This is a genomic window from Arthrobacter sp. MP_M4, assembly GCF_035984855.1.
In the GTDB taxonomy this organism is placed as follows: domain Bacteria; phylum Actinomycetota; class Actinomycetes; order Actinomycetales; family Micrococcaceae; genus Arthrobacter.
This window is the reverse complement of record NZ_JAXCHX010000022.1, coordinates 12240-33530: the sequence shown is the minus strand read 5'-3', so window position 1 is coordinate 33530 and position 21291 is coordinate 12240. Positions and strand designations below refer to the sequence as shown.

Genomic DNA, 21291 nt, shown 5'->3' with positions numbered 1-21291 from the left:
AGACGCTAACGAAGCATTGCACCTTATCAATCGCGCCGCCGCGGATACTGGATTCAAAACGGAAGTCCACGCCGCAACAAAAATACGTGTGGATGTACCACGGTCCCTGCGCAGGCGACGGCGGGCTTCACGACTGACTGGCTCGGTGGCACCAGCCGCGCGGGGCACCGGAGTCCTATGGACATCGGAAGACACCGAACCCGGGCTCGAAGAGCACTTGCTCAGTATCGAGGAGAACCTCCCGGAAGGAGTCATGTACGACCACGGACTAACGGATGCCGCGGAGAAGGCAGGGCTCACCTTGGGCGGTAAAAAGGAGTTGCGTGGCCTTGTCTGCGTCCTTGATCGATATGAAGCTGTCCGTGCTGTCGGGAAAGGACAACTCAACGACGAATCGGGATTCGTCGTCCTCACGGGCGAGCGACTCGTGTTCGTTGCAAACTGCGACGCTGGGTCGAAGCTGCTCCTGGACGCACCGCACAACTCAATCGAAAAGCTCGTGATGGGCAAGAGAACTTCCGGGGAAACCATCAGGGTTGCGCTGTCTGGAAGGGCCGTTGAAATTTCACGGCTGGGCCATGGGGAAGGTCACGGCATAGCAACGAGCTACAGGGAAGTCTCGAACGAGCGGGCACGCACCACACCCATCACGTCCAGTGAAGCCAGCATTCCGGGTCAGAACGACATCTAGCCGGCTAGCTGGCGATTTCCATGATTGTCGTCGGCCCGCCGTGCGGATGGTCCTTGATCATCTCGTAGAGCTTGCGGTCCGGTGCCTTCTGGACCAGGTCGAGGTCACGCAGAGACTTACGGGTGGGATCTTGACCCGGGCTGGATCGCGACCTGCCCGATGATCGGAGTCTTGGTGGCTTCCAAAACGATGAAGATCTGAACCATCGAGTGCGGCTCGGGCCCATGACACTGGAGCACTGGTTCGAACCACTAGCGATGAAAAGCACGCTACCCCGTTACGCCCGCTGATCCGTTCGCCCTCAGCGTGGGCGCACTGGCGGGCGTCTCAACGCCGACCGCACGGACTGCGCGGCGCTGATGCGACTGCTGTCCGGTTGGACACCGTGGATGTGCAGCGCCTTAGCCTTCGCATTCGATGCAGTAGGCGTCGCCGTTGCTTTCGCGCGCGAGTTGGGACTGGTGGCGGACCAGGAAACAGGAGTAGCAGGTGAACTCGTCCTTGGCCTGCGGGATGACCTGAACGATGAGTTCCTCGGCGACAAACTCTCCACCGGGAACGATGGCCTCGTCGAAGGCATCGGCCTCGTCCAGCTCGCGGACGACGCTTCGGGCATCGGGGGCGTTTGCAGATTGCAGAGCCTCCAGGGAACGGTCCTGGGATTCTTTGACGTCGGAACGGACTTCGTCGTAATCGGTTGCCACTTAGGTGATTCTCATTTCTGGTGTTCTTCTCTGACGGGACTGAAACATACACCAGTGCGCCGGTATTCGCCTTTCAGCACCGGCGGACGGGCCCAGGAAACCCTGAATGTGTCCAGGACCCAGCCGCGGGTGCGGGCATCGAAGCCCGAGCGCGGTCTCCATGGTGTGCCCGTGATTGCGGCGGTCAGTGATTCCGTTTCTTCTGTCCAGCCCAGGGCGGCGGCGAGCCGGTGGGCGTCCGGCAGCTTGGTGCGGACGTCCGCCGGCCAGGTTTTCAGTGGTGTAGGAGGCGACGGCCATGGGTGAGGTCGCGCGTCAGAGGCAGTCGCGGACGGTGTGGTCGGTGTTGTCGCCGAAGATCAGGATTCCGACGGTGTCAGCGTGGGCTTCACGGCGGATTATGTCGTCGACCAGGGCGATGTAAAAGTTGAGTTTGCCGGCGTATTCTGGCGGGCATCATCAGCTCCGTTATTGGACGCCGCCGAGAAATTCCCCGAAAATACGGTTGATTGTCTGTCCCAACAGAATTAGCCAGTTACGCATCGAACGGGCTCAAGGTTTGCTTCAGTCGTCCCCCGGTACGGCGTCAGGCTCGGCCCACTCCAGCGCTGCGACAATGTGTCCCTCGGTCGGAAGTGCCTGTCGCTCTGCCAGAGGAAGACTGTCATAGGTGTAGGAGGCGACGGCCATGGGTGAGGTCGCGCGTCCGAGGCTATACCGGACGCTGCGGTCGTTTTTGCTGCCGCAGATCAGGATCCCGATGGTTTCGTTATGGTGTTGGCGCCGGAGCACGTCATCGACGAGTGCGACGTAGAAGTTGAGCTTTCCCGCGTATTCGGGTTGGAACTTGCCGGTCTTGAGCTCAACGACGACGTAGCGGGATTGTTCGATGTGGAAGAACAGCAGGTCCACGTAGAAGTCATCCCCGTCGACGTCAAAGTGGACCTGCCGCCCGACGAAGGAGAATCCTGGCCCGAGTTCGCGCAGGGTTTCGGTGATCCTGCTGGTCAGGGCGTTCTCGAGGTCACGTTCGACCACCTCGCCGGACAGGCCGAGAAATTCAAAGTTGTAGGGGTCTTTGGCGATCTGTTGGGCCAGTTCCGAATCCGGTGCAACGAGCTGTTGCACAAAGTTCGATGGCGCGGCCCCGGTGCGTTCCAGGGTCTTGTTCATGATCATGTTCATCAGCACATTCCGCGACCAGCCGTACTCCACGGCGGCCGCGGCGTACCAGTCCCGTGCCTCCGGCTCCAGTCGTTTGTCCAGAATGGTGCGGATGTGGCCCCAGGGCAAATGTCCCACAGGCTGTGGGACATTTGCGTCGAACGCGGGCCAGGCCTCCGCGAAGCTGCGCATGTATTGCAGATTGGACCGTGACAGACCTGTCATGTCAGGGAATTCTGCGCCGAGGTCCTCGGCCAGCCTGCCGATGACACCGCTCCCCCAGCCGTCGATGGCCTGGCGTTCCAGGATGGTCCGGCCGATGGACCAGTACAGCTCGGTCAGTTGGGTGTTGACGGTCCGCAGTGCCTTGGTGCGTGCGGCCCTGACCCGGTCCTTGAGCTCGCCGAGGAGGGCGGTGTAGCCGGTGGGGAGGGCGAGGTCGCGCGGTTCGGTCATGGGTTCCATCCTAAAGAGCATCCCGGACGGATCTGTGTGGCGTGGCCCGCTGGTGGTCTCTAGCCGAAGATTCCAGCCTCGGGTTCCGTGTGCGGGAGCGCTGCGAGGCCGGGGGCGCGTGGGGGCTTGTGGCCGTCGTAGGCGCATTTCTTGAAGGGGCCTTCTTTGTCCATGAGGACGCGCATGTGCGGGTCGGCGTGGTTCAGCCACCAGGTGCTGACTCCGAGGGCAGGCTCCAGACGGAGGTGTTCCCAGGCGCGCCAGATTGCTTCCATCCTGATCAGGGCTTCGGGGTGTTTGTACCACTCGGGGCACCAGGCGAAGGCTGCGCCCTCATTGACTTCACGGACATAGGACTGGGCCAGCAGCTCGGTGAAGAACTCAACGGCGCTGCCATAGACCAACTCTGCTGCAGGTTCTCCATGGGAGTGCTCTGGCCCCGTCGGTTCCACTTCATCATCGGGAAAGGTATCTTCTCCGAAGTCGTCGCTCATCGTCCGTCACCGTCGGTCCAGGGGTTGTGAGCTGGAATCGTCACCGGTTCCAGTTGCTGCTGTTTCTGGGTGGCGAGGGAGTCTTTGACCTTTTGAGCGTGGGGGCCGTTCATCCACGGGATGGTTTCGATCATGGTTGCCGGGGCGCCGGATGCGAGCAGGATGGCCCGGAACCGGGGCAGTGCTGTCAGGTCGGCCACGGACAGGATCTCGTCTTTGTTCTCCTGCCGGGAGGACGAGGACCCGGTCTTGCTGTGGCTGCGGGAGACGTTGATGTAGCTGTATTGGCCGATCAGGCGGGAGAGCTCGTCGAGGTAGCCGACCTCGGAGACACCGCCGCCGTAGATTTTCACGTTCGACGCGGACCAGAGTTTCCGCATGCCTTCCAGGGACCAGACTTCCACGCCCTGGGACCAGGACTGCAGGATGGTCATGAGGATGATGCCGCGGGAGCCGTAGTGGCTGTACTGGTCCGGCAGGGCCTTCCAGCGGCAGACGTTCGCCGCCTCATCGAGGATCCCGAGCAGCGGTGTCGCGAGCCTGCCGCCGGGTTGGGAGGTGGCGTACTTTTCGGCCGCTTCCACGACGGCGACGGTCAGGGCGGTGACGAGGGGGCCGGCGGTGCCGACGCCTTCGCGGGAGAGGCTGTAGAGCGTGCCTTTGCCGCGCACGAAGTCTTCGGGGACGAACTGCGGCCGCGGGTCATTCTTCACCGTGGTGTCCCGCAGCGGGGTGACCCATTGACTGACGTCGCGGTCGGTCAGGCAGGAAACCATTTGCCGGGCGGTGCCGTACACACCGGCCCGCTGCTTTTCCGGTTCGCGGATGTGGCCCATCACCATGTCCGAGAGCAAGTCATAGCCGGCGGTCCTCAGCAGTTCTGCGGGGGCCTCGTCGTGCGGGCGGGTCAACCAGGTGTAGACCTGCGTGACCGGGGCCGAGTCGAGTGAGGCGGCGAGCAGGAAGGCTTTAAGCAGGTTCTGCCCTGCCGGGTCGAAGTAGGCATCGGGTTTGGTCCCGGGTTCCCGGGAGCCGTTGGCGAAGTGCTGGGCCATGTTCCCGGCCGTGGCTTCGTTCTTCACATAGGAGAGCGGGTTCCACCACCAGGTGGGATCTTCTTCTGCAACGGCCTGCGGATCAAAGACCCACACGGCGCCGGCCTCTGACCGGATCGGACGGGTGACGTCGACGATGTCGCGTTTGTTCGATGTGGCGATTACCGCGCCGGGTGCATCCAGGATTGCCGGGACGGCGTAGGAGGTGGTCTTCATCGTGCGGGGACCGGCGATGAGGATCAGCATGTCCTCCCAGGAGGCCCACAGCGGGCGCTTCCCGGCAACGCTGCGGCCAAGCCGCACCCCCGTGGAGTTCTCCACGCCGAGACGCACGGCCGTGGCCGTGGCCTCTTTGGTGCCCAGGTGATCGAGGTCTTTCCCGCGGCCCATGTGGACGGCGGCCTTATCCACCCGGGTGCGCTTGTGCGCTGTCCGGGAGCGGACCACCAGCACTGTCACCGTCAGGGCAATCAATGTACCGAGGAGCACGCAGGCGACGATGGTGGATTGGACCGGCCAGGGCACCCGGCCCTTGGCCAGTCCGGCCACCAGATCAATCGGGTGGGCCGGGGGCGAAGCGAGGCCGGCCATCCAGGATCCGAGATGAGCTGAGACCCAGCTGCCGCCCCCAATGACGACAGCTGCGCCGATGGCCAGCCAGATCCCCAGCGCATCGCCGAGCCCTGTGCCTTTACGATTCGGAGCACTCATGCCGCACCTTCTTCCTGGACCGGAGCGGCCGTTTCCAGCAGGGACTCTGCCGGTATCTCTATTCGCTCAGGTTCGTTGGCCCGTTCTGCGGCCGGGAGTGGCGTTTGAGCAGGTGATGTCGGTTCGGAGCCCTTAGGGGCTCGAATCGACGAACCATCGACGAGAGTGACGGTTTGGGCGTAATGTCGACGCATGCTCGCTCCTTCTGAAGTTGGTAGCTGATGGTGCTGGTGGCGTTGCCCGGTGGCGGCGCCATGGATCCGGCGTTCTGGAGTGCGCAGGCGGCCGAGGACTTCGAGCAGGAGATCGTTGACCAGTACGCGCTGGCGATGGCCGCGGCTGGTTTGAGCGACTCGCATATCCGCAATACCCGGGCGACGATCATCGAATTCGCCCGGTCGGTGACCGGCCCGCTGTGGGCCGCGACCTGCCAGGACGCCGACCGCTTCCTGGCCGAACAGCGCAGGCTGGGTCGCAGTGTGAGCACCAGGGCCGGCAAGGCAGGGACACTGGCGTTGTTTTACGAGTTCATGATCAGCCGTTACCAGGGCCGGATCCACCGGGTGGCCGGGGTGCTGGTCGAGCAGCCCATCGATGAGTTCAACCGCCAGTCCGGGGCGTCGCTGGGCAACGTCAGAGTGCCGCCGTCGGATGCCGAGATCGAGACGTTCTTTACTTGTTGGCGGCACTCGATCCCGCAGGCCCGCAAGTATCTGCCCGCCGCGCGGGACTACTTCGCGGCCTCGCTGTGGCGTCGGCTGGGGTTGCGGATCAACGAGACGGTGATGCTCGACATCCGTGACTGGCGCCCGGACCTGGGCGGGTTCGGAAAGCTTCATGTCCGGTTCGGCAAGGGAGCACAGGGCCGTGGCCCGAAGCCGCGTCTGGTGCCCGCGATCAACGGCGCGGCAGAGCTGATCGACTGGTGGCTGGGCGAGGTCCGGCACCAGTACGGCGAGGACTGGTCTGATCCCGATGCACCTTTGCTCCCCTCGGAGCGGTTCGACCGCGAGCTGGGACGATGCGGCCGGGTCGGTGGCAACGCGCTGCGGCGCAGCCTGGGGTTGCAGGTCGAGCAGTGGTTGCCGGCATGGTCGGGAAGGATGACTCCCCACGTTCTGCGGCATTACTGCGCTTCCTCGCTGTACGGGGCCGGGATGGACATTAAGGCGCTTCAGGAGCTGCTGGGGCATCAGTGGCTCGCGACTACCTCGGGTTACATCCACGTGCGCAGCGAGCACGTCGAGCTGGCCTGGAAGAACGCCAATGAGCGGGTCGAATCCCGCTTCGCGACTACACAGAAGGAAGGATGAGGCCGTGTTGTGGAATCTGCGGATCAGAGCCGCCGAACGCGGGGTCTGGAAGTCGGCGCAGATGCGCCGGATGCTCGCCGATGCCGGGCTGGAGATCAGTGCCGGGAAGATGTCCTCGTGGTGGGCCGGGACACCGGCGACGATGAGACTCGAGGAGCTGGACGTGCTCTGCTCGGTGTTGAAGTGCACGCCGACGGACCTGATGAGTCCCGAGCCGGACAAGGTCGCTGCACGTCGTCCACGCGCCACCGAGACCGTCAACGGCGATAACCAGGGCCATGGCAGTGGCGGCGGGGTATCGCCGGCCGTCACGCCGCGATTCGGCAGGCCGCGGTCCGAGCCGCCCCTATAGGCAGGGCTGTTGTGAGTCCTGCCCCGGGCCCGGCGGCGCCGCTGCGGCCGCCGTCGATGTGCCCCCGCTGCCAGATCAACCGGGTCGCGTGGACCTTCCCCCGGGTGGACTATTGCTATGACTGCCTTCCCGGCGGCCCGTTCATCGCACCGCCGTGTTCCAAGTGCGGCACCAGCATGGGCTACTTCAGCCAAGGCTTGTGTGCCAGCTGCCATCCCGGCAGTCCGCAATACCCAGGTTCGTGCAGGGGCTGTCTGGCGTGGGGCGTCTACCGCCGCTACAACTGGACGTGCTGGCCTTGTCGTTGGTGGCGCTCCCACAACCCGGAAGGAATCTGCGACTTTTGCGGGCGCACCGCCCGTATCGGGGAGCGGCGGGCCTGCCGGCTGTGTCTGGAACAGGCCCGCATGATCCAGGAGCCCGGACATGGCCTGGACCTGGTCGGTGCGAATAAGGCCGGGCACCAGCTCTTCTTCGCCAACATGAGCTTCCACCGCCGTGGAGCACCACCATTGAGCCCGGAGCAACGCGCCCCATGGAAGCGGCGGGACAAGAACTACTTGCCCGGCACCGGTTCGGCTGCCGACCACGGCGTGCAGATGACGTTGTTCGACCTGGCGCCCGACCCGAAGGTTGTCGCGGCGCGTGCCCGCCTCGAAGAAAGAGACCTGACCCGCTCCTGCGCCGCCATCGTTCGTGACCACGCCGCGAGGGCTGGCTGGAGCAAGCGGCAACGCAACGACGTGACCCGGTCGCTGCGGCTGCTGCAGGGTCTGCGGCTCAGCCCGACCGCGAAGATCCGCGCCACCGAGGTCCTCCAACTGCGCCAATACTCCGGCAACGTCCTCTCCACGATCGACGTGCTGGCCGCGGCCGGCCTGCTCATCGAGGACCGGCCGACCCGGCTCGAACGCTACTTCGCTGCCAAGACCAGCACCCTGCCGCCGGTCATGAAGGACCAGCTCGAGGTGTGGCTGCAAGTTCTGACCAACGGCGCCCACCAGGCGCCACGGCAGATCCCGCGCGACCCAGGGACCATCAGGGCGCACATCATGGGCATCGAACCCATCATCCACGCCTGGGCCGAGGCAGGCTTGCAGTCTTTCGCCGAGGTCACCCGCTCCGATATCACAGCCGCGCTGGACGAAACGAGGGTCCGCCGCCACGTCGCCGGGAACGGGCTCAAGTCGCTCTTCACGACCCTCAAAGGCCGCCGGCTCATCTTCGCGAATCCGACCCGCGGGATGAAGGCGTCCCCGAAGGGCAGCACTATCCCTCTCGCTCTGGACGCCGCAGTGATCCGCGAGGAGTTGAACTCCCCGAAGCCGGTGGTCGCCCTCGCGGTTGCCTTGGTCGCCTTCCACGCGCTGACCAAGAAACAGCTCAGCGAGCTGCGGCTCACCGACATCAGCGACGGACATCTGGTACTGGGCAAGCGCGATATTCCGCTGGCCTCGCCCGTGCGCACCCGTCTGGCGGCCTGGCTCGACCAGCGCAACCGGACCTGGCCAGGCAGTGCCAACCCGCACCTGCTCATCAACCGGCGTACGGCGCCCAGGCTCCTGCCCGTCAGTCGGCAGTTCCCCTGGACCGGATTGACGCTGCGGCCCCAGGCGCTGCGCGAGGACCGTATCCTGCACGAGATCCACGCGACCGGCGGCGACGTCCGCCGCATCTGCGATCTCTTCGGGCTCAGCGTCGAAGGCGCCACCCGCTACCTCAACACCGTCGAGCACCTGGACCTCACCCTTGAGGGCGAACAGGTTCCCCGAACCTGAGCACCAACACCCGCTGCAGCCCCCGGGCATGCTCAGGTTCGCGCCGAAAGCGTCAAAATTCACGCGAACTTCTCAACGTTTTCACGCCACTTACCCTCGGTGTCGTTGACTCCATCCGGGCCTTGCTCCAAAGATGTCAGTCCCACAAGGACCGGGATCCCGGGACGGCCGCCGACCTTGATCAGGAACTTCCCCCGTCCGGGAGGTTCGACGTCGAGCCCGCGGGAGTCCCAGGCGGGCGGGTCCTGCCAGGAGATGAGCTTCTGCTGCTCCTCACCTGACAGCGGAATGGCCGAGGTCAGCAACGGCATCTCGGAGGCGGGTAGGCCGCCGCAGATCACCATGCCGGAGCGTTCGACGAAGCCGCGGGCCTTCATTCGGTCCTCTTCTGCCGGCAGCGCCAGCAGGTCGGACATGGTGTGGGAAATCATGATCTGCCCGACACCCACGGAGCGGTTCAAACGGGTCAGGGCGTCCACCCGGTCCACCATGCCTTTACCGGCGCGCAGCGCCCGCCACAGCTCGTCCAGGACCACGAAGTAGTTCCGGCGCGGTTCCAGACCGGCGTCGGCGAGGGCATTGGCGACGTTGACGGTGCCGAAACCGTAGGACCAGCACGCGAGCAAAATCGCAGCTTGGAGGTCGGTTTCGGTCTCGTCAATGCTGGAGACATCGAAGACCACGGCGCGGTCGCGCATCATGGGGTTGGTGGTGTGCCGGGAGAAGATTTCTCCGAGCTTCCCGCCACCGGTCAGGCCCAGCAGGGTTGCTTCCAAGGCCCGGGTTTCCTGCAGGTAGACGGCCATATCGCCGCGGTCCAGCGCAACCTGCCGCAGCTCATCGGGTGCGGAGACGATCACGTCGAGCAGGTCCTTCAGGACAGGAACACCGTCGAACCGATCATCGAGGACCCGCAGGGCACGGTCCAGGATCGTCTGTTCCTGATCGGTGGGCGGATTGTTCCGGCTGATGGTGATCAGGGAGACAACCATCGTCAGGCGCCGGCCGTGCGCGTCAGCGCGGACCCGGGCGGCGTCCTCATGGTGGCCGCTGTCTTCGAGCAGCTGCGCGGCTTCGACGGCCTGGCCGGGATCGAGGATGTTCAGGTAACCGACACCGCGGCCGAGCTTGATGACCTGGCCGCCGAGTGCCTGGACCGCTTTGACGTGCTCGCCTTTCAGGTCCCCCAGGATCAGAGGATGGACGCCCTGTGCGGAGAGACCGATGAACATCCGGCGCACCACGGTGGACTTCCCCAGCCCCGGCTTGCCCAGGATGAACGCGGAAGGGTTGGAAATCAGGCGTGCCCGCTGGAACCAGCTGATCGGGTCGCAGCAGACCGTGGCCTGGGTTTCCTCGTGGCGTCCGAGCGGGACGCCGATCATGGGCGAGGACGCCCCGGAGGAAAACGGCCACAGCCCGCAGACCTGGACCGTGGTTCCCCGGTATTCCTTCACGGACGGGACGAGCTGGGCCATTCCGCCGCCGCGTCCGGTCCAGCCCCGGGCAACCGGCCCGGCCTGACGTGGCTGCTTTCCAGCCTTGTCCTTGGGCGCACCCTTTACTGGCTTTACTGTCTTTGACGTCAAAAAGTCCTTGAGAGCCATTACAGGGCGTCCTTGATTTCGGAGGGCAGGAGGCTGTGCTTGGGGAGGACCAGCCCGAGGGGCAGGGATGCGGCGAACGCGGTGTCCTGCGCTCCGTAGGCGCGGCGCAGCAGCACCCGGGCGGTGCCGGAGGTCTGTTCCACGGCGGCCACGGCATCGGCGAGGCGTTCCTTATCGGTCACGGTGGCTGTGACGACCATGCCGAAGTTCACCAGCCCGGCGCCCTGGGCCTCTTCCTGCGCGGTCTGCACGGCGGAGCGGGCATCGACCAGGGCCCGGGCCGAGGGCCGGTTTCCGGAGGTGATGCGGACGTTGGCGTTGTTCTGGTCCCGCTCCACCACGGCCGCGGCACGGGCCGAATCCATCGGGCGGTACAGCAGCGAGATCCGCTTGCGGTCAATGTCCCCGTGCGGGGCCAGCAGCCGGGACAGGACCGAGGAGTTCACCGAACCGCGCGGTGCACCTGTCATGGTCCAGGAAACTGAGAACGCGCTGTCGTGCCGGTAGTCATCCCAGCCCGCCTGCGTCGCGGAGGGTCCAACTTCGCCCCAAGTCAGGGACACCGGGGACCCGGCGGCGTGCGCTTCGTCAATGATCAGGGCAGCCGGCGGGTCATAGGCGATCCGGACGACCTCGCAGAGCTCCTGCGCGGACATCGGACGGGCGATCCCGGCGCCGGTGGACTGCAACCGTGCCGACAGCCCGGGGATCCGGGACGCAAGGTCACGGGCTACATCTTCAGGTGTGCGCTTCTTCGATCCGGCACGCAGAGAGGCGTTGAAGGACAGGGAGACCCAGGCCCGGACCGTGGCCGAACCTTCCGGATACGTGTCGACGACCTCGTTGAGCACGTTCCTGGCAAACTCGGGGGCGTTCGGGTCGATGTTCATCGTGACTTCGTTGCGGAGCCGGTAGCCGGAGTCCGGTGCGGTCTCGACCGTTACGGCGGCGGCGTCCAGGCCCGCTTCGTCTCCGAGGCCGGCGAGCCAGCCGCCCCAGTTCGCCACCCACGCATCGACCTGCTCCGGGTCCACCAGGGACGCACCGTCGGGTTCGGTGGAAAAAATCACGGTGTAGTGGCTGGTGGAAGGCACATGCAGCAGTGCGAACGGGCGCTTATAGGAGTCGGAGAATTCGTACAGGGTGGACTTCGCCGCAAGTCCGGGCAGCTGGTACATGCCCCACTCCGTGACACCGAGGGGGCCGGAACGGTAGAGATTCGTTCCGGAGGACTTGGAGAGACGGAAGCTCATCCGTGTTCCGAAACGGTCAACAACGGACTGGCCGTGCTTGTCCTTGACCGTCAGCAACAGGGCGGCCGCCCCGGCCACGGCCAGGACTGCAAGGCCCGGGAACAGGCCCCAGATGGCGAAGCTGATGATGCCCAGCAACAACCCGGCCATGACAATGCCCGTGCCGATAGCGCCGAGGTTGCCCAGCCCGGCAGAGCGCGGGACGCGCCAGTTGCCGTAGGACGGTTCCTTGTATTCGGTATTAATTGCTGCCACTGGGGCCCTCCCCGGTTGAATCCTGCGCGGTCTGTTGTGCGGCCTGAGAAACCTTGGACGCTGCTTGTGCTCCTACGGCGACGGCCATGCCCGCCGGGCCTGCAGCCTTCGCCGCACCCGCCGCGGCGCCGCCGGCAGCCCCTGCCCCGGCTCCGGTAGTGCCTGCTGCGCCGGCCATGGCGCTGGTGGCCTCGCCCGGACCGGTAGCCCCGGGCGTTGGCTGGCCGCCATTTCCCTTCGGGCCAGGCGTTCCATTGCTGCCCTTCGGAGATGCGCCTGACTGGTTGCCTTGTGTACTTGCCGGTGTCGGGGCGGCGTTGCCTTTACCGCTTCCGCTGCGGCCCATGGACACGGCGCCTGTGGCCATGGCCCCAACGGCAGCTCCAGCTCCCGCTCCCCCGCCGGAGGCGACGGCCCCGACCATCGGGGTGACGAAACGCATCAGCGCCGGTAAAGCGAACAGAGCGACGATCATCAACGTGAAGCCCGTGATGGAAGTGATCAATGAATCCTTCCCACTGTTGTTACCCATGAGGAGGAATGCGACCGAGTACACGATGGCGGCCGCAGGTTTGTAGAGGATGAACGCGATAGTCCAGCCAACTGCTTTCTGGAACCACTGCCTCCCCATCTCGGTGTTGGTGAAGGCCGCGGTGGTGGGCAGGATGCCCGCCAGGATCACCAACATGCCGCTGCGGACCACCATCAAAACGACCTGGACGAGGGAGGCAATCAGACCGATCAATCCCAGAACGATGAGGATGAACACGCCAACCCCTGTCTGGCCGGACACGACCAGGAGGCTCATCGACTCCGCAAAGCCCTTACCGTCCGTGGATCGGTCGATGATGGCTGCCGAGAAAGCATCCGCGGCGATCACCAGAATGGAGATGACCCCCAGACCAAGCCCCGAGACCAAAGCCAGCGTGATGAGGGACCGGAGCAGATCCTTCAGTGGTGCCCCGCGTTGTTCCCAGATCATCCGGATGCCACCGAGAATGACCGCGAGGACAGCCAGCGTCAGAGTCCAGACCATCAATTCGCTGTTCACCAGCGAGACGATGGGACTCGGCGTCGCACCGTCGGAGCTGGCCAGGTTCACCGTGGGCATGGACACCCAAAAGGTCGACAGAGTCGTCACCATCTGGCTCATGCCCTCCATGATGGCCTTGGCAAGATTATTGATGGCGTCGTCTGCAATTCCCGCCGCGATATTGCTGGCACCTGCTGCGGCCCAGCAGGCCCCGTCCCAGACTTCACATGCTTTATCTGCCATGTCAGACGCCGGCCCAGGGGATGAATGAACTCAGGTCACTGATCTGGCGCACTGCGCCTCCGCCAGCGGCCGGCATATCCAGTTTCCAGTCGCCGTCCTCCCAAAGCAGCGACGTTGAAAAAGCACCGTATCCTCCGTCGGCGCTCTTGATAGCGAGCTCCACGACGGCCGTTCCAGGCGTGTACGAATGAATGATGAAGCCGGCGATCTGAACCTTCGGTGAGGTTGCACCGCCGACGTCTTTCCCTTCCTTTATGGCCTGCACGGCCTTGTCCCGCGAAGGGCTATCAGCTGAAAGCTCCAGGTAAACCTGTTTTGCATAGCCGTTAAACGACGCTGCCCAGATATTTGCCGTTGCGTACAGGGCTCCTGTAGGGGATTGAGCAAAGCACGACCTCAAACCGTCCTTTCCCACAGTGCCAGGGCCGGCCGTTGATGGAGCGCTGGGAACGGCCATGGTTCCGAGCAAGTCCCATTTGGATTTAGGCGCTGCTCCAAGTGCAGTTTCTTGGCTCCCAGGCAGTCCGCAGACGCTTTTTCCTGCACCTGTCGTGGCGCTGGGGCTGGCTGTGGCCGGGTTGGCGGATGCTGCTGTTCCCGGCGCTGGCTGGGCGGTGTCCTGTCCTTTGGGGAGCAGGAAGATGACGACGGCTGCTGCAATCAGCGCGACCACCAGCGCGGCAGCAATGATGAAACCGGGTTTGGTGAACGGATTGCTTTCGGTGGTGCTCTCTGTTGACTGGCTCATGGTGAACCTCCCGTTTTTGTTGGTGCTGGTTTAGACGAAGGCGCGGACGATGCCCGCGGCGCCGGTGATGATGATGCAGCCCATCAGGACCCAGCCGAGCTTGCCGATGGCTTGGGCTCCCTCGCCGCGCTGGAGCTGGATGACCATGCCGATGCCCACGATGATGACGCCCAGGACGCCGAGGACCAAGCCGATGCCGGAGGCCCAGTTCAGGATCGTGAGCAGGCCACCTGCCTGTGCCGGGACAACCGGCGTGGGGTTGGGGATGACGCTTGCTGCCAGTGCGGAGAAGGAGTTCATGGTGAGACCTTTCAGTGGGTGGTGCCGGGTGAGGTGGTGGTAGCCAGGGCAGCTAAGTCATTGATGAAGCGTTGATATTCGCGGGCCGGCGGCGGCGGGGTGGTGGAGTCTCCGTGTCGCCAGGCTTCGACCCAGGGCAGGGTCCAGAAGCGGGGGGCTCCCCCGCCGACGATGGCGGCGAAATCACGAAGGGCTTTGGGAGTTTTCCCCGGTGCGTCCGCCAGAACGGCGAGGCCGAGCAGATCAACCGCGGGTGCCGCGCCTGATGCCCACTGCGTCAGGGCGCTTTGTGCAGCTGTCAGGCCGCGCATATCGGCGCGGCAGACCAGCAGCACCCGAGGCTTGCTGCCGTCCTGGAGAACGGGCCAGCAGTGACCGGTGACCCGTGCCCCGTTGAGGAGGTCAGCGGTGCGGCTTTCACCGGATCCCCCGTGGGTGCCGGTGACCCACAGCGCTGCAGAGCCTGTCACGGTGCGGCTGGCCAGACGGTCTGCGGCGTCCGGTTCGACCATTCCCCTCAGTGGCTCACTGATCACGGCCGGCGCCGGCACATGCGCTTCCGGGGCTGCGGTGTCCGCGCCGTCGGCTGGAGCCGGGCGGGTGATCCAGGGGTTCAGGGACTGTTGCATGGTTGCCTCCTTTCAGAGTCCGGTGGTGGGTGGTTTAGAAGCCGGCGGCGACGGCGGCCGCGGCCGCGAGCCATGCCCGCTGGGTGGCGGGCTGGAGGGCTTCGTAGCGGATGGGTCCGTTGACCAGGGCCGGATCGTAGGGAATCCGGACAACGGCGCGGACGAAGGGTGCGAAACCGTCCGCGATCCGCTGGGCCTCGTCCTTGGCCCGCTTGAGCGCGTCCCCGCTCATGCTGGACTTGGCGTCGGTGGACTCAGAGACGATGACAACGGCGCCCCGTGCCAGCTCCGCGTCGTGCCCACCACGTGACTCCAGCGTCTGCAGGGTCAGCCGTGCGGCTTCGGCGCGGTCCTCGATGGCCGTGACTGGGACGACGAGCTGGTTGGTGTGATCGATCATCCGCCGCCAGTTCGCGGCCCGGGCCGTGTTGCCCGAGTCCATCACCACGAGCCGGTAATAGCGGGTGAGCACCTGGTGGGCGATGTCGACTTCCTCGGCGGTCACTTCGTGATCGCCTTCCTCGTTTTCATCCGAGCGCAGGACATCGAACTTATCCGCCGTCTGGTGGTGGACGACCTTGGCGATTTCGGCCGCGTTCGTTGACGGGGAGAGCAGTTCGGTGGAGGAATCAATCAGGTCCAGGACGCTCCGGTCGTGGGCGCCCTTTTCCGTCCGCCAGCCCAGGGTGCCCTGGGACTCGTTGTTATCCCACGCCACCGTGGCGGCGCCGCTGTAGCGGGCGAGGATGGCCGAGAGCATGACCACGGTGGGGGTCTTGTTCGCCCCGCCCTTGCGGTTCACCACGGCAATGGTGCGCGGGCCGGGCCAGTGCTGGCTGACCGTGCGGATGTCCTCGCGTTCGGTGAGTTCTTCCTCGGAGGGGTCCATCCGGAGTCCCAGACGGGTGAGTGTTCCCCGCCAGCCCTGGGTGGCCGGTTCCAGCACCGGTTCGCTGACCAGGAACGAGGTTTCCTTCAAGCTGCGCCGCGTCGGCGCCGCTTCCCCGGCAACGGCGGCTGTCTGCGGTTCGGGGTTGGCCGGCACCGGAACGGTATCGGCTGCGACGGGGGCGGGTGGCCAGGGCTGGGTGTCCACCGGTGCTGCAGGGGCAGGAACTGGCGCGGACTCTGCTGGAGTGGCCACGGGCTCCTGTGCAGGAATGGTCTCAATGATCGCCGGCACGACTGCCTTGGGTGTGGTTTCCGGAGCTTCTGCCCGGCGGCGGGTCTGCCGGGGGTCGTAGGAGACGGATTCGATCTTGTTATCCGGGTGCACGATGAGTTCACCGTGGCCCTCGGGGTCTTCGATCTGGACCCGCACGGGGCGCTGGAGGGTCTGTGCCTCGCCCACGATGAGGGCCAGGGCGTTGTTGCGCAGTTCCTGCACGGAGTCTCCGGCCGGGACGACGCGGGAGTTGCCCGCGACGACGACCTCGGCGGTGCCGTTGTCGCGGACGATGGCCCGGATGTTGGGAAAGGCCATGACTTCGGTTGGTGTAGTACCCATGAGCTTCTTCCTTACGTGGGTGTGAGATGCGGAGGTGCGGTGCTTAGGGCGACGGCGGGGTGAGGCGGTTGACCTTCCACGGGGCGTCCTTGCCCGTGCGGAGCAGCTGCACCGTGTAGGTCCCGGCGTTGGTGGGGACCGCTGCCATGACGCCGAAGCCGTTGTCGTCATCGACGTTCAGCGTGGCGGGGCCGGTGACGCGGCTGACCGGGATGTTGGCCGGGTCCACTGCCGAGTAGTCGGCGGTGGCCTGCGGGGTCAGCCAGCGGGCGAGGTCGTTGGCCCACTGCTTTTCCTCCATGGCTGGGCGGGCGAAGTCCGCTATGGCCTTCCCTGCGACTTCCACCGCTTTGTCCTTGCTGGCCTGATCCCAGGTGATGCCGATCGTGGGCGGGATCGTGCCGCCCGGCGCCTGTGGTCCGCTGTTGGCGCTCAGTGAGACCGGCGCGGACGCTGTGGGGCTGGCGGTGTCTGAGGCCGCCGGTGCCGTCGTCGTGTTCGCCGCCGGTGCGCAGGAAACACAGAGCAGCGCCACGGCGAGCAGAGCCAAAGACTTTTTCACTTCTTCTCCTCTTGAGTGGGCAGGTACAGGAAGGCGGAGGGAACAGTGTTGGCCACTGTCCGGGTGTAATAGGCGTGGTCGGCAGGGGCAGGGTTGCCGTTGTAGCCCTCTTCGACGTAAGTCCCGTCGTCCTTGACTTCCTTGACTTCCTTGACCACCGCGACGTGGCCGAAGCTCGGGTCCGCTCCCCCGGCGCCCGGCGCATACCAGACAACCGCGCCGACCCGGGGTGTGTTGCCGGCAGCCCAGCCCTTGGCATCCCAGCCGGCCTTCCACGTCAGGGCCGAGCCAAGGCCCTGCCCGTCCGGGCGGAACGTGCCGTTGAGGAACTTGAACGGGGCACCGGTCGAACCCATCTGCTGGTTCACCCGCCACAGGGCGAAGTCCACACACTCGCGGTAGTACATGCCGAGAGGTGAGGTGCTGGCCGAGTTTGCGCCGACCTGCAGCCAGGTCGGGGAGTTCTTCCACGGGTAGTCATCCCCCGCGCCGGATTGTCCGGGGATGGCGCAGTCGCTGCCTTGCAGGGAGAACTTCGAATTCGAGAGCGCCTGGACGAGTTTGACGGCCTCGGGCCAGTACTTCTGGTAGTGGTAGGGGTCGGCGTTGCGCTGGACCTTGTTGCCGGCAATCGTCGGTTCCAACAGTTCCCAGCCGGCCACGCCTTTCAGGGCTTTGATGAAGTTGGTGGCGCTCGTGGCGGGGTCCATGCGGTCTGCGTAGGAGCCCCACGCGCCGTTGTCGCGCTGCTGAAACAACCCCCGCGAGTCAGGGCCGGCGCCGTCGCCGGTATCCAGGACCCGCAACCCCGACTCCCCCAGGGAAACCATGACGCTGATCATCTGCCCTTTCACGGACAGGTCCAGTGCCTTACCGGCACCCATGATCGCCGCGGCGTTCTTCAACTGCTCCTCGGTGTAGCCCTCGACCTTGGCGTCATCATCGATGACAACAGAGACGGCCGGACCGCAGGTGGCGGCAGCTGGCTTCGCGGGGGCGAGAAGCAGAAGCATGGAGAAGATCAGTCCGAAGAACAGCCCGGGGATGGCAATGATGGCCACTAGGCCAAGCGATGTGCGCTGCATTAGATTCGCCCCTCCCCCTTGGACGTCGACTGGCTCAACCAAAAGATTACACGCCTGTAGTGAACATGTACAACGCCTGTAGTGGGCATGAATTGTTCAGATATGAGGGATTCAGGCGACGTTACGATGATTGAGTGCCGTTCCTCTTCCTGGTTCGGCGCTGGAGGGTGGGACCTAATGCTGACGACACGGCGCGGCCTGGCCTGCCTCGCGTTCCTTGTACCGGCGGCCGCACTATCTGGATTCGCGGTTGTCATGGCCCGCAAGATCGTTAAACGGGGACCAAAGGACTACCGTCGTGCCGAACTGACAGATGATGGCCGTAGAGTCCGCATCGATTTGGACGACTACACCAAAGCCCCGGGCGACTTTGGCGTGTTCGACCCCGCGACAGAGAAGTACACGAGAGTCGGCGAGGTCACGCTGATCAATGAGGATCAAAAGTACGTAGAACGGCGGATTGATCCTCTTGGGTCCGTGCCGGGACGTCTGGGGCCAATCGTCGATTGGACTCCGGACGTGTTTTTCGAGCCCTCTGCTGTCGGCGGACGGTTCGAAGAGGTGGACGTCCCCACCGCGTACGGTGCGGCGCCTGCATGGCTATTTGAAGCTGAGAACACGGACGTATGGGTGATCCATATCCATGGCAGCTGGACCGACCGCTCGATCATGTTCCGGGACGTCCACGCATTCAGTTCTTTAGGATTCACCTCCTTGGTCCCCACATTTCGCAGCGACCCGGAGGTCAGCCCACCACAGGCCGAATCGAGCCACCTTGGGCAAACGGAGTGGCGTGATGTGGAAAGCGCTGTGTCCTACGCCGTCGCTCGTGGAGCCAGACGCATCATCCTCTCCGGCTGGTCAATGGGTGGGACCATTGCGCTGCTGACAGCGGAGCGCAGCGCCCATCGGGACCGGATCGTCGGAGTCGTCCTGGTAGGGCCGGTCACGAGCTGGCGCAAGACCATCACGGCGGGGGCGGTGCGGGCTGGCGTGCCGGCGATTGGTGCCGGCCTTGTCATGTGCCTGTTGCAGGCTTCCCCGTTCGCGAGGATGCTCGGGTTGGAGGAACCGATCGATTTCGATGCACTTGAATGGGTCGATGTGCCTAAGCGGGTGGCAGTCCCGACGCTGGTCCTGCACTCCTACACAGATCAAGAGGTTCCCTGGGAGATCTCAGCGGCGTTCCAACGCGCGAATCCTGACACCGTCACCCTGATTCCCCTACCTGAGGCGCATCATACCCAGGAGTGGAATGCCTCGCCTTGTACCTTCTCCAACGAACTTACGGCTTGGGTCAGCAAGACGATCTTGGCTGAGCAGGGCTAGGTCTGTGCGTCTAGCTTGGCCTCAATTTTGCTGATTCTGCCCTCAACAGACTCCGGGAACATCGTCATGTTCCCCCGCTGGTAGTTGTGCAGAACGATGAGGCTTTTGTAGACCCCGTTTTCGAGCGTTTCATTGAAAAGGTCCCACGCCGGGCTGACTCGGGCTTGATCTGCATTTACCCGGATCCTCAACGCCGTAAGCCAGAGTGCATCGATCATCCAGAGCCGCAATTTCGGGAGCTGCTTGGACAGGAAAAGAATCAGCCACCCCGCCGCCGTCACCGAGAGTCCTACATAGAAAAGGCGGTCAAACCAGGATCCGATCGCTTGGGCGAAGGCATCCCAGGGTGAGAAATGGAACAGCACCACGTACGTAATGTGGCACGAACAAGCCGCCGCAACCACGAGCAGGCCCGCTGAGAATGTTGCATACGGGCCCCGCGCCTTGTGCCGAAGCATGTAGATGATCCTGAGCACGGTGAACAACAACGCGAGCATGTATGTGCCGCTGTACGTGGCAGTTGCGAGCTGGTCCATGCGGGTATCAATGAAGTCCGCAGCTGTTGGAGCTTTGTCCTTAATCAGGGCGAAGCTGACAATCATGATGGGAATGCTCAGCAACGGGGCGTAGTAGGTCCATCTGACAATGGGTACGTTCGCTAGACGCCGCACGCTGTCATTGAAGAAGAAGATCGCCAGTAGCGCGAAGATGGCTTGAAGCAGGTTTGTCACGTTGATGCCACCGAGGTAGCTGTCGATGACCTCGAGCGGTGTAACCGTCCCCAGGACATAGAGCGCCGTCAGACCGAACATCGATGCCAGCCACGACGCCCGGGATTCCGCCACCTTCACCACCGAGGGGACCCGAAGGAGGCATAGGGCACTCAGGAGCGCAAAGAGCAAAAGTTTCATGGTCTAGCTGAGGAAAGGATCAGGATCGGACGAGCCGCGTCCACGGGTCTTCTTTGACATCTCGAAAGCGAAATCCTCCACCCACCGTTCGACAGGATGATTCGGAACGGACCGGCAGGTAACGCTAATCGCGTCCGCGGTTTCCTTCAGCATCTCTTCAGAAAGATCCGGCAGAGCCAAGGAAATCCGAAAGCTCTCCAAGTAGATGTGGCCGAGCTCGTGATAGATGCAGTGAAGTTTGTAGTGCCGCGACTTCTGCGGGGGGAAATAGACGTTTATGCGATCTTCAAATTCGGCTTTGAAGGCCGTCAGCGCACCCCAGGACTCCTTGTACTCGATCAGATTGATCGGCTTCTCACAGATCACGGTCAAGCGGTCGACAACTTCCTTCATCGATGTCGTGCCGTCTCCGCATAACTCCCGAACCTTTTCCGGGACCGGCGGGAGAGCCATTCACCTGTCGTCTTTCTCGTCGTCTTTCATCGATGCATCGATGATCCTCGTGATCGTCCTCAGTGTTTCTGGCGAGGTGGCCCCCAGGTTTCTCGCTGCAAAGTTCTTCACCTTGAGCTTCCGCATCTGCACAAGGAATTCCATGCGCGCTTCTACCTCGGGAGGAGTCTCGCTGTTGAGATCACACAGATAACTGGCTGGTACGGCAAAAACGAACTCTGCTATGCCCTTCAGCAGTTCTTGATCCGTCACCAGACTGCCAGTGCCATTGATCAAGTACGACCACCGTGTCCGCGACAGGTGGATTCCGTGGGCGGAAAGTGCTTCTTCGACATGAGGGTAAGTGAGCGCAGTGTTGTTATCTGCCTCCCAGATATCCACCAGGATGCCCATGCGATCCGCTAGCCGCTCTTTCTTCTGTTGCTGCGTAAGAAACACGCTGCGGCCCCCATTTGCCATCTATACAGCTCCTTAGCCAAGCTCAGCCACTTGTGTAGGCCGGCCACACAGGGCGGGCGGGCAGCTGACACAAGAAATGTTACCCGATGCCTACCGCAGGGTGCAGGCAGTGAGTTGTGCATGTGCGGAGCATGTATGTAGTCTGTCGCTTGCTGGGTCTTTTGAAGGAGCAACCGCGACAGGACCTGTATATCTACAG

22 protein-coding genes are annotated in these 21291 nt (G+C 64.0%); 6 read left to right on the top strand and 16 right to left on the bottom strand.

The annotated features are described in order from the left end of the window. Positions 1 to 145 precede the first annotated feature (145 nt). Positions 146 to 691 carry a hypothetical protein gene (locus tag RCH15_RS14720; RefSeq protein WP_326961410.1) on the top strand — a complete coding sequence of 182 codons (546 nt, stop codon included), beginning with the start codon at positions 146 to 148 and terminating at the stop codon, positions 689 to 691. A 401-nt stretch (positions 692 to 1092) separates the two neighbouring features. Here the strand turns inward: RCH15_RS14720 and RCH15_RS14715 are convergent, their stop codons facing one another. Then, positions 1093 to 1395 (bottom strand): DUF4193 domain-containing protein, encoded by a 303-nt coding sequence (locus tag RCH15_RS14715; protein WP_326961409.1) that lies wholly within the window; start codon positions 1393 to 1395, stop codon positions 1093 to 1095. A gap of 336 nt (positions 1396 to 1731) precedes the next feature. Between RCH15_RS14715 and RCH15_RS14710 the strand changes: the two genes are divergently transcribed. After that, positions 1732 to 1926: a hypothetical protein gene (locus tag RCH15_RS14710; RefSeq protein ID WP_326961408.1), complete on the top strand. Its 195-nt coding sequence runs from the start codon at positions 1732 to 1734 to the stop codon at positions 1924 to 1926. A gap of 33 nt (positions 1927 to 1959) precedes the next feature. Here RCH15_RS14710 and RCH15_RS14705 read toward each other — a convergent pair whose 3' ends face one another. From RCH15_RS14705 to RCH15_RS14695, 3 genes are read right to left on the bottom strand one after another with little or no spacing between them, the layout of a single operon-like run. Further along, a complete protein-coding gene (locus RCH15_RS14705; RefSeq protein ID WP_326961407.1) occupies positions 1960 to 3015 on the bottom strand; it encodes a PDDEXK nuclease domain-containing protein in 1056 nt (351 codons plus the stop codon). Positions 3016 to 3074: 59 nt separating this feature from the next. Beyond that, positions 3075 to 3509, bottom strand: a complete 435-nt coding sequence (locus tag RCH15_RS14700) for a DUF4913 domain-containing protein (protein WP_326961406.1) — start codon at positions 3507 to 3509, stop codon at positions 3075 to 3077. Next, positions 3506 to 5275, bottom strand: a complete 1770-nt coding sequence (locus tag RCH15_RS14695) for a type IV secretory system conjugative DNA transfer family protein (RefSeq protein WP_326961405.1) — start codon at positions 5273 to 5275, stop codon at positions 3506 to 3508. Before RCH15_RS14695 ends, RCH15_RS14700 begins: the two co-directional genes overlap by 4 nt. A gap of 221 nt (positions 5276 to 5496) precedes the next feature. Between RCH15_RS14695 and RCH15_RS14690 the strand changes: the two genes are divergently transcribed. The 3 genes from RCH15_RS14690 (at position 5497) to RCH15_RS14680 (ending at position 8718) form a co-directional block, all read left to right on the top strand. Beyond that, the gene (locus RCH15_RS14690) at positions 5497 to 6588 is read left to right on the top strand and encodes a tyrosine-type recombinase/integrase (protein WP_326961404.1); all 1092 of its coding nucleotides are present in this window, start codon (positions 5497 to 5499) and stop codon (positions 6586 to 6588) included. A gap of 4 nt (positions 6589 to 6592) precedes the next feature. After that, a complete protein-coding gene (locus tag RCH15_RS14685) occupies positions 6593 to 6940 on the top strand; it encodes a helix-turn-helix domain-containing protein (protein ID WP_123257125.1) in 348 nt (115 codons plus the stop codon). 407 nt (positions 6941 to 7347) lie between these two features. After that, complete coding sequence (locus RCH15_RS14680; protein ID WP_259678382.1) at positions 7348 to 8718, top strand: hypothetical protein; 1371 nt, start codon at positions 7348 to 7350, stop codon at positions 8716 to 8718. A 59-nt stretch (positions 8719 to 8777) separates the two neighbouring features. Here the strand turns inward: RCH15_RS14680 and RCH15_RS14675 are convergent, their stop codons facing one another. From RCH15_RS14675 to RCH15_RS14635, 9 genes are read right to left on the bottom strand one after another with little or no spacing between them, the layout of a single operon-like run. Beyond that, positions 8778 to 10325, bottom strand: a complete 1548-nt coding sequence (locus tag RCH15_RS14675; protein WP_326961403.1) for an ATP/GTP-binding protein — start codon at positions 10323 to 10325, stop codon at positions 8778 to 8780. Continuing rightward, on the bottom strand, positions 10325 to 11833 hold the full coding sequence (locus RCH15_RS14670; RefSeq protein WP_326961402.1) for an SCO6880 family protein: 1509 nt from the start codon (positions 11831 to 11833) through the stop codon (positions 10325 to 10327). The genes RCH15_RS14675 and RCH15_RS14670 overlap by 1 nt, the downstream gene beginning before the upstream one ends. After that, positions 11820 to 13109, bottom strand: a complete 1290-nt coding sequence (locus RCH15_RS14665) for a hypothetical protein (RefSeq protein WP_326961401.1) — start codon at positions 13107 to 13109, stop codon at positions 11820 to 11822. Before RCH15_RS14665 ends, RCH15_RS14670 begins: the two co-directional genes overlap by 14 nt. Position 13110: 1 nt before the next feature. Beyond that, positions 13111 to 13857: a hypothetical protein gene (locus RCH15_RS14660; RefSeq protein ID WP_326961400.1), complete on the bottom strand. Its 747-nt coding sequence runs from the start codon at positions 13855 to 13857 to the stop codon at positions 13111 to 13113. A 30-nt stretch (positions 13858 to 13887) separates the two neighbouring features. Next, positions 13888 to 14157 carry a hypothetical protein gene (locus tag RCH15_RS14655; protein WP_123256262.1) on the bottom strand — a complete coding sequence of 90 codons (270 nt, stop codon included), beginning with the start codon at positions 14155 to 14157 and terminating at the stop codon, positions 13888 to 13890. An 11-nt stretch (positions 14158 to 14168) separates the two neighbouring features. Then, positions 14169 to 14786, bottom strand: coding sequence for a DUF6668 family protein (locus tag RCH15_RS14650; protein WP_326961399.1), 618 nt, complete (start codon positions 14784 to 14786; stop codon positions 14169 to 14171). 34 nt (positions 14787 to 14820) lie between these two features. Beyond that, entirely contained in the window at positions 14821 to 16293 is a 1473-nt protein-coding gene (locus RCH15_RS14645) for an AAA family ATPase (RefSeq protein WP_326961398.1), read from the bottom strand. A gap of 43 nt (positions 16294 to 16336) precedes the next feature. Next, complete coding sequence (locus RCH15_RS14640) at positions 16337 to 16855, bottom strand: hypothetical protein (RefSeq protein WP_326961397.1); 519 nt, start codon at positions 16853 to 16855, stop codon at positions 16337 to 16339. Then, positions 16852 to 17940, bottom strand: coding sequence for a CHAP domain-containing protein (locus RCH15_RS14635; protein ID WP_326961396.1), 1089 nt, complete (start codon positions 17938 to 17940; stop codon positions 16852 to 16854). Before RCH15_RS14635 ends, RCH15_RS14640 begins: the two co-directional genes overlap by 4 nt. A gap of 177 nt (positions 17941 to 18117) precedes the next feature. Between RCH15_RS14635 and RCH15_RS14630 the strand changes: the two genes are divergently transcribed. Next, positions 18118 to 19269, top strand: coding sequence for an alpha/beta hydrolase family protein (locus RCH15_RS14630; RefSeq protein WP_326961395.1), 1152 nt, complete (start codon positions 18118 to 18120; stop codon positions 19267 to 19269). Here the strand turns inward: RCH15_RS14630 and RCH15_RS14625 are convergent. The 3 genes from RCH15_RS14625 to RCH15_RS14615 are packed head-to-tail and all read right to left on the bottom strand — an operon-like array spanning position 19266 to position 21092. After that, positions 19266 to 20180: a hypothetical protein gene (locus RCH15_RS14625; RefSeq protein ID WP_326961394.1), complete on the bottom strand. Its 915-nt coding sequence runs from the start codon at positions 20178 to 20180 to the stop codon at positions 19266 to 19268. The genes RCH15_RS14630 and RCH15_RS14625 overlap by 4 nt on opposite strands. A 3-nt stretch (positions 20181 to 20183) precedes the next feature. After that, positions 20184 to 20633 carry a hypothetical protein gene (locus RCH15_RS14620; protein WP_326961393.1) on the bottom strand — a complete coding sequence of 150 codons (450 nt, stop codon included), beginning with the start codon at positions 20631 to 20633 and terminating at the stop codon, positions 20184 to 20186. Then, entirely contained in the window at positions 20634 to 21092 is a 459-nt protein-coding gene (locus RCH15_RS14615; protein WP_226761983.1) for a hypothetical protein, read from the bottom strand. It lies immediately after the preceding gene. Between the last annotated feature and the right edge of the window lie 199 nt (positions 21093 to 21291).

Coding starts and splice junctions, on each gene's coding strand:
- RCH15_RS14615 (WP_226761983.1), bottom strand. CDS start 21,092: ATGGCAAATGGGGGCCGCAGCGTGTTTCTTACGCAGCAACAGAAGAAA.
- RCH15_RS14680 (WP_259678382.1), top strand. CDS start 7,348: ATGATCCAGGAGCCCGGACATGGCCTGGACCTGGTCGGTGCGAATAAG.
- RCH15_RS14620 (WP_326961393.1), bottom strand. CDS start 20,633: ATGGCTCTCCCGCCGGTCCCGGAAAAGGTTCGGGAGTTATGCGGAGAC.
- RCH15_RS14700 (WP_326961406.1), bottom strand. CDS start 3,509: ATGAGCGACGACTTCGGAGAAGATACCTTTCCCGATGATGAAGTGGAA.
- RCH15_RS14695 (WP_326961405.1), bottom strand. CDS start 5,275: ATGAGTGCTCCGAATCGTAAAGGCACAGGGCTCGGCGATGCGCTGGGG.
- RCH15_RS14650 (WP_326961399.1), bottom strand. CDS start 14,786: ATGCAACAGTCCCTGAACCCCTGGATCACCCGCCCGGCTCCAGCCGAC.
- RCH15_RS14660 (WP_326961400.1), bottom strand. CDS start 13,857: ATGAGCCAGTCAACAGAGAGCACCACCGAAAGCAATCCGTTCACCAAA.
- RCH15_RS14665 (WP_326961401.1), bottom strand. CDS start 13,109: ATGGCAGATAAAGCATGTGAAGTCTGGGACGGGGCCTGCTGGGCCGCA.
- RCH15_RS14625 (WP_326961394.1), bottom strand. CDS start 20,180: ATGAAACTTTTGCTCTTTGCGCTCCTGAGTGCCCTATGCCTCCTTCGG.
- RCH15_RS14635 (WP_326961396.1), bottom strand. CDS start 17,940: ATGCAGCGCACATCGCTTGGCCTAGTGGCCATCATTGCCATCCCCGGG.
- RCH15_RS14675 (WP_326961403.1), bottom strand. CDS start 10,325: ATGGCTCTCAAGGACTTTTTGACGTCAAAGACAGTAAAGCCAGTAAAG.
- RCH15_RS14690 (WP_326961404.1), top strand. CDS start 5,497: ATGGTGCTGGTGGCGTTGCCCGGTGGCGGCGCCATGGATCCGGCGTTC.
- RCH15_RS14630 (WP_326961395.1), top strand. CDS start 18,118: ATGCTGACGACACGGCGCGGCCTGGCCTGCCTCGCGTTCCTTGTACCG.
- RCH15_RS14655 (WP_123256262.1), bottom strand. CDS start 14,157: ATGAACTCCTTCTCCGCACTGGCAGCAAGCGTCATCCCCAACCCCACG.
- RCH15_RS14705 (WP_326961407.1), bottom strand. CDS start 3,015: ATGACCGAACCGCGCGACCTCGCCCTCCCCACCGGCTACACCGCCCTC.
- RCH15_RS14645 (WP_326961398.1), bottom strand. CDS start 16,293: ATGGGTACTACACCAACCGAAGTCATGGCCTTTCCCAACATCCGGGCC.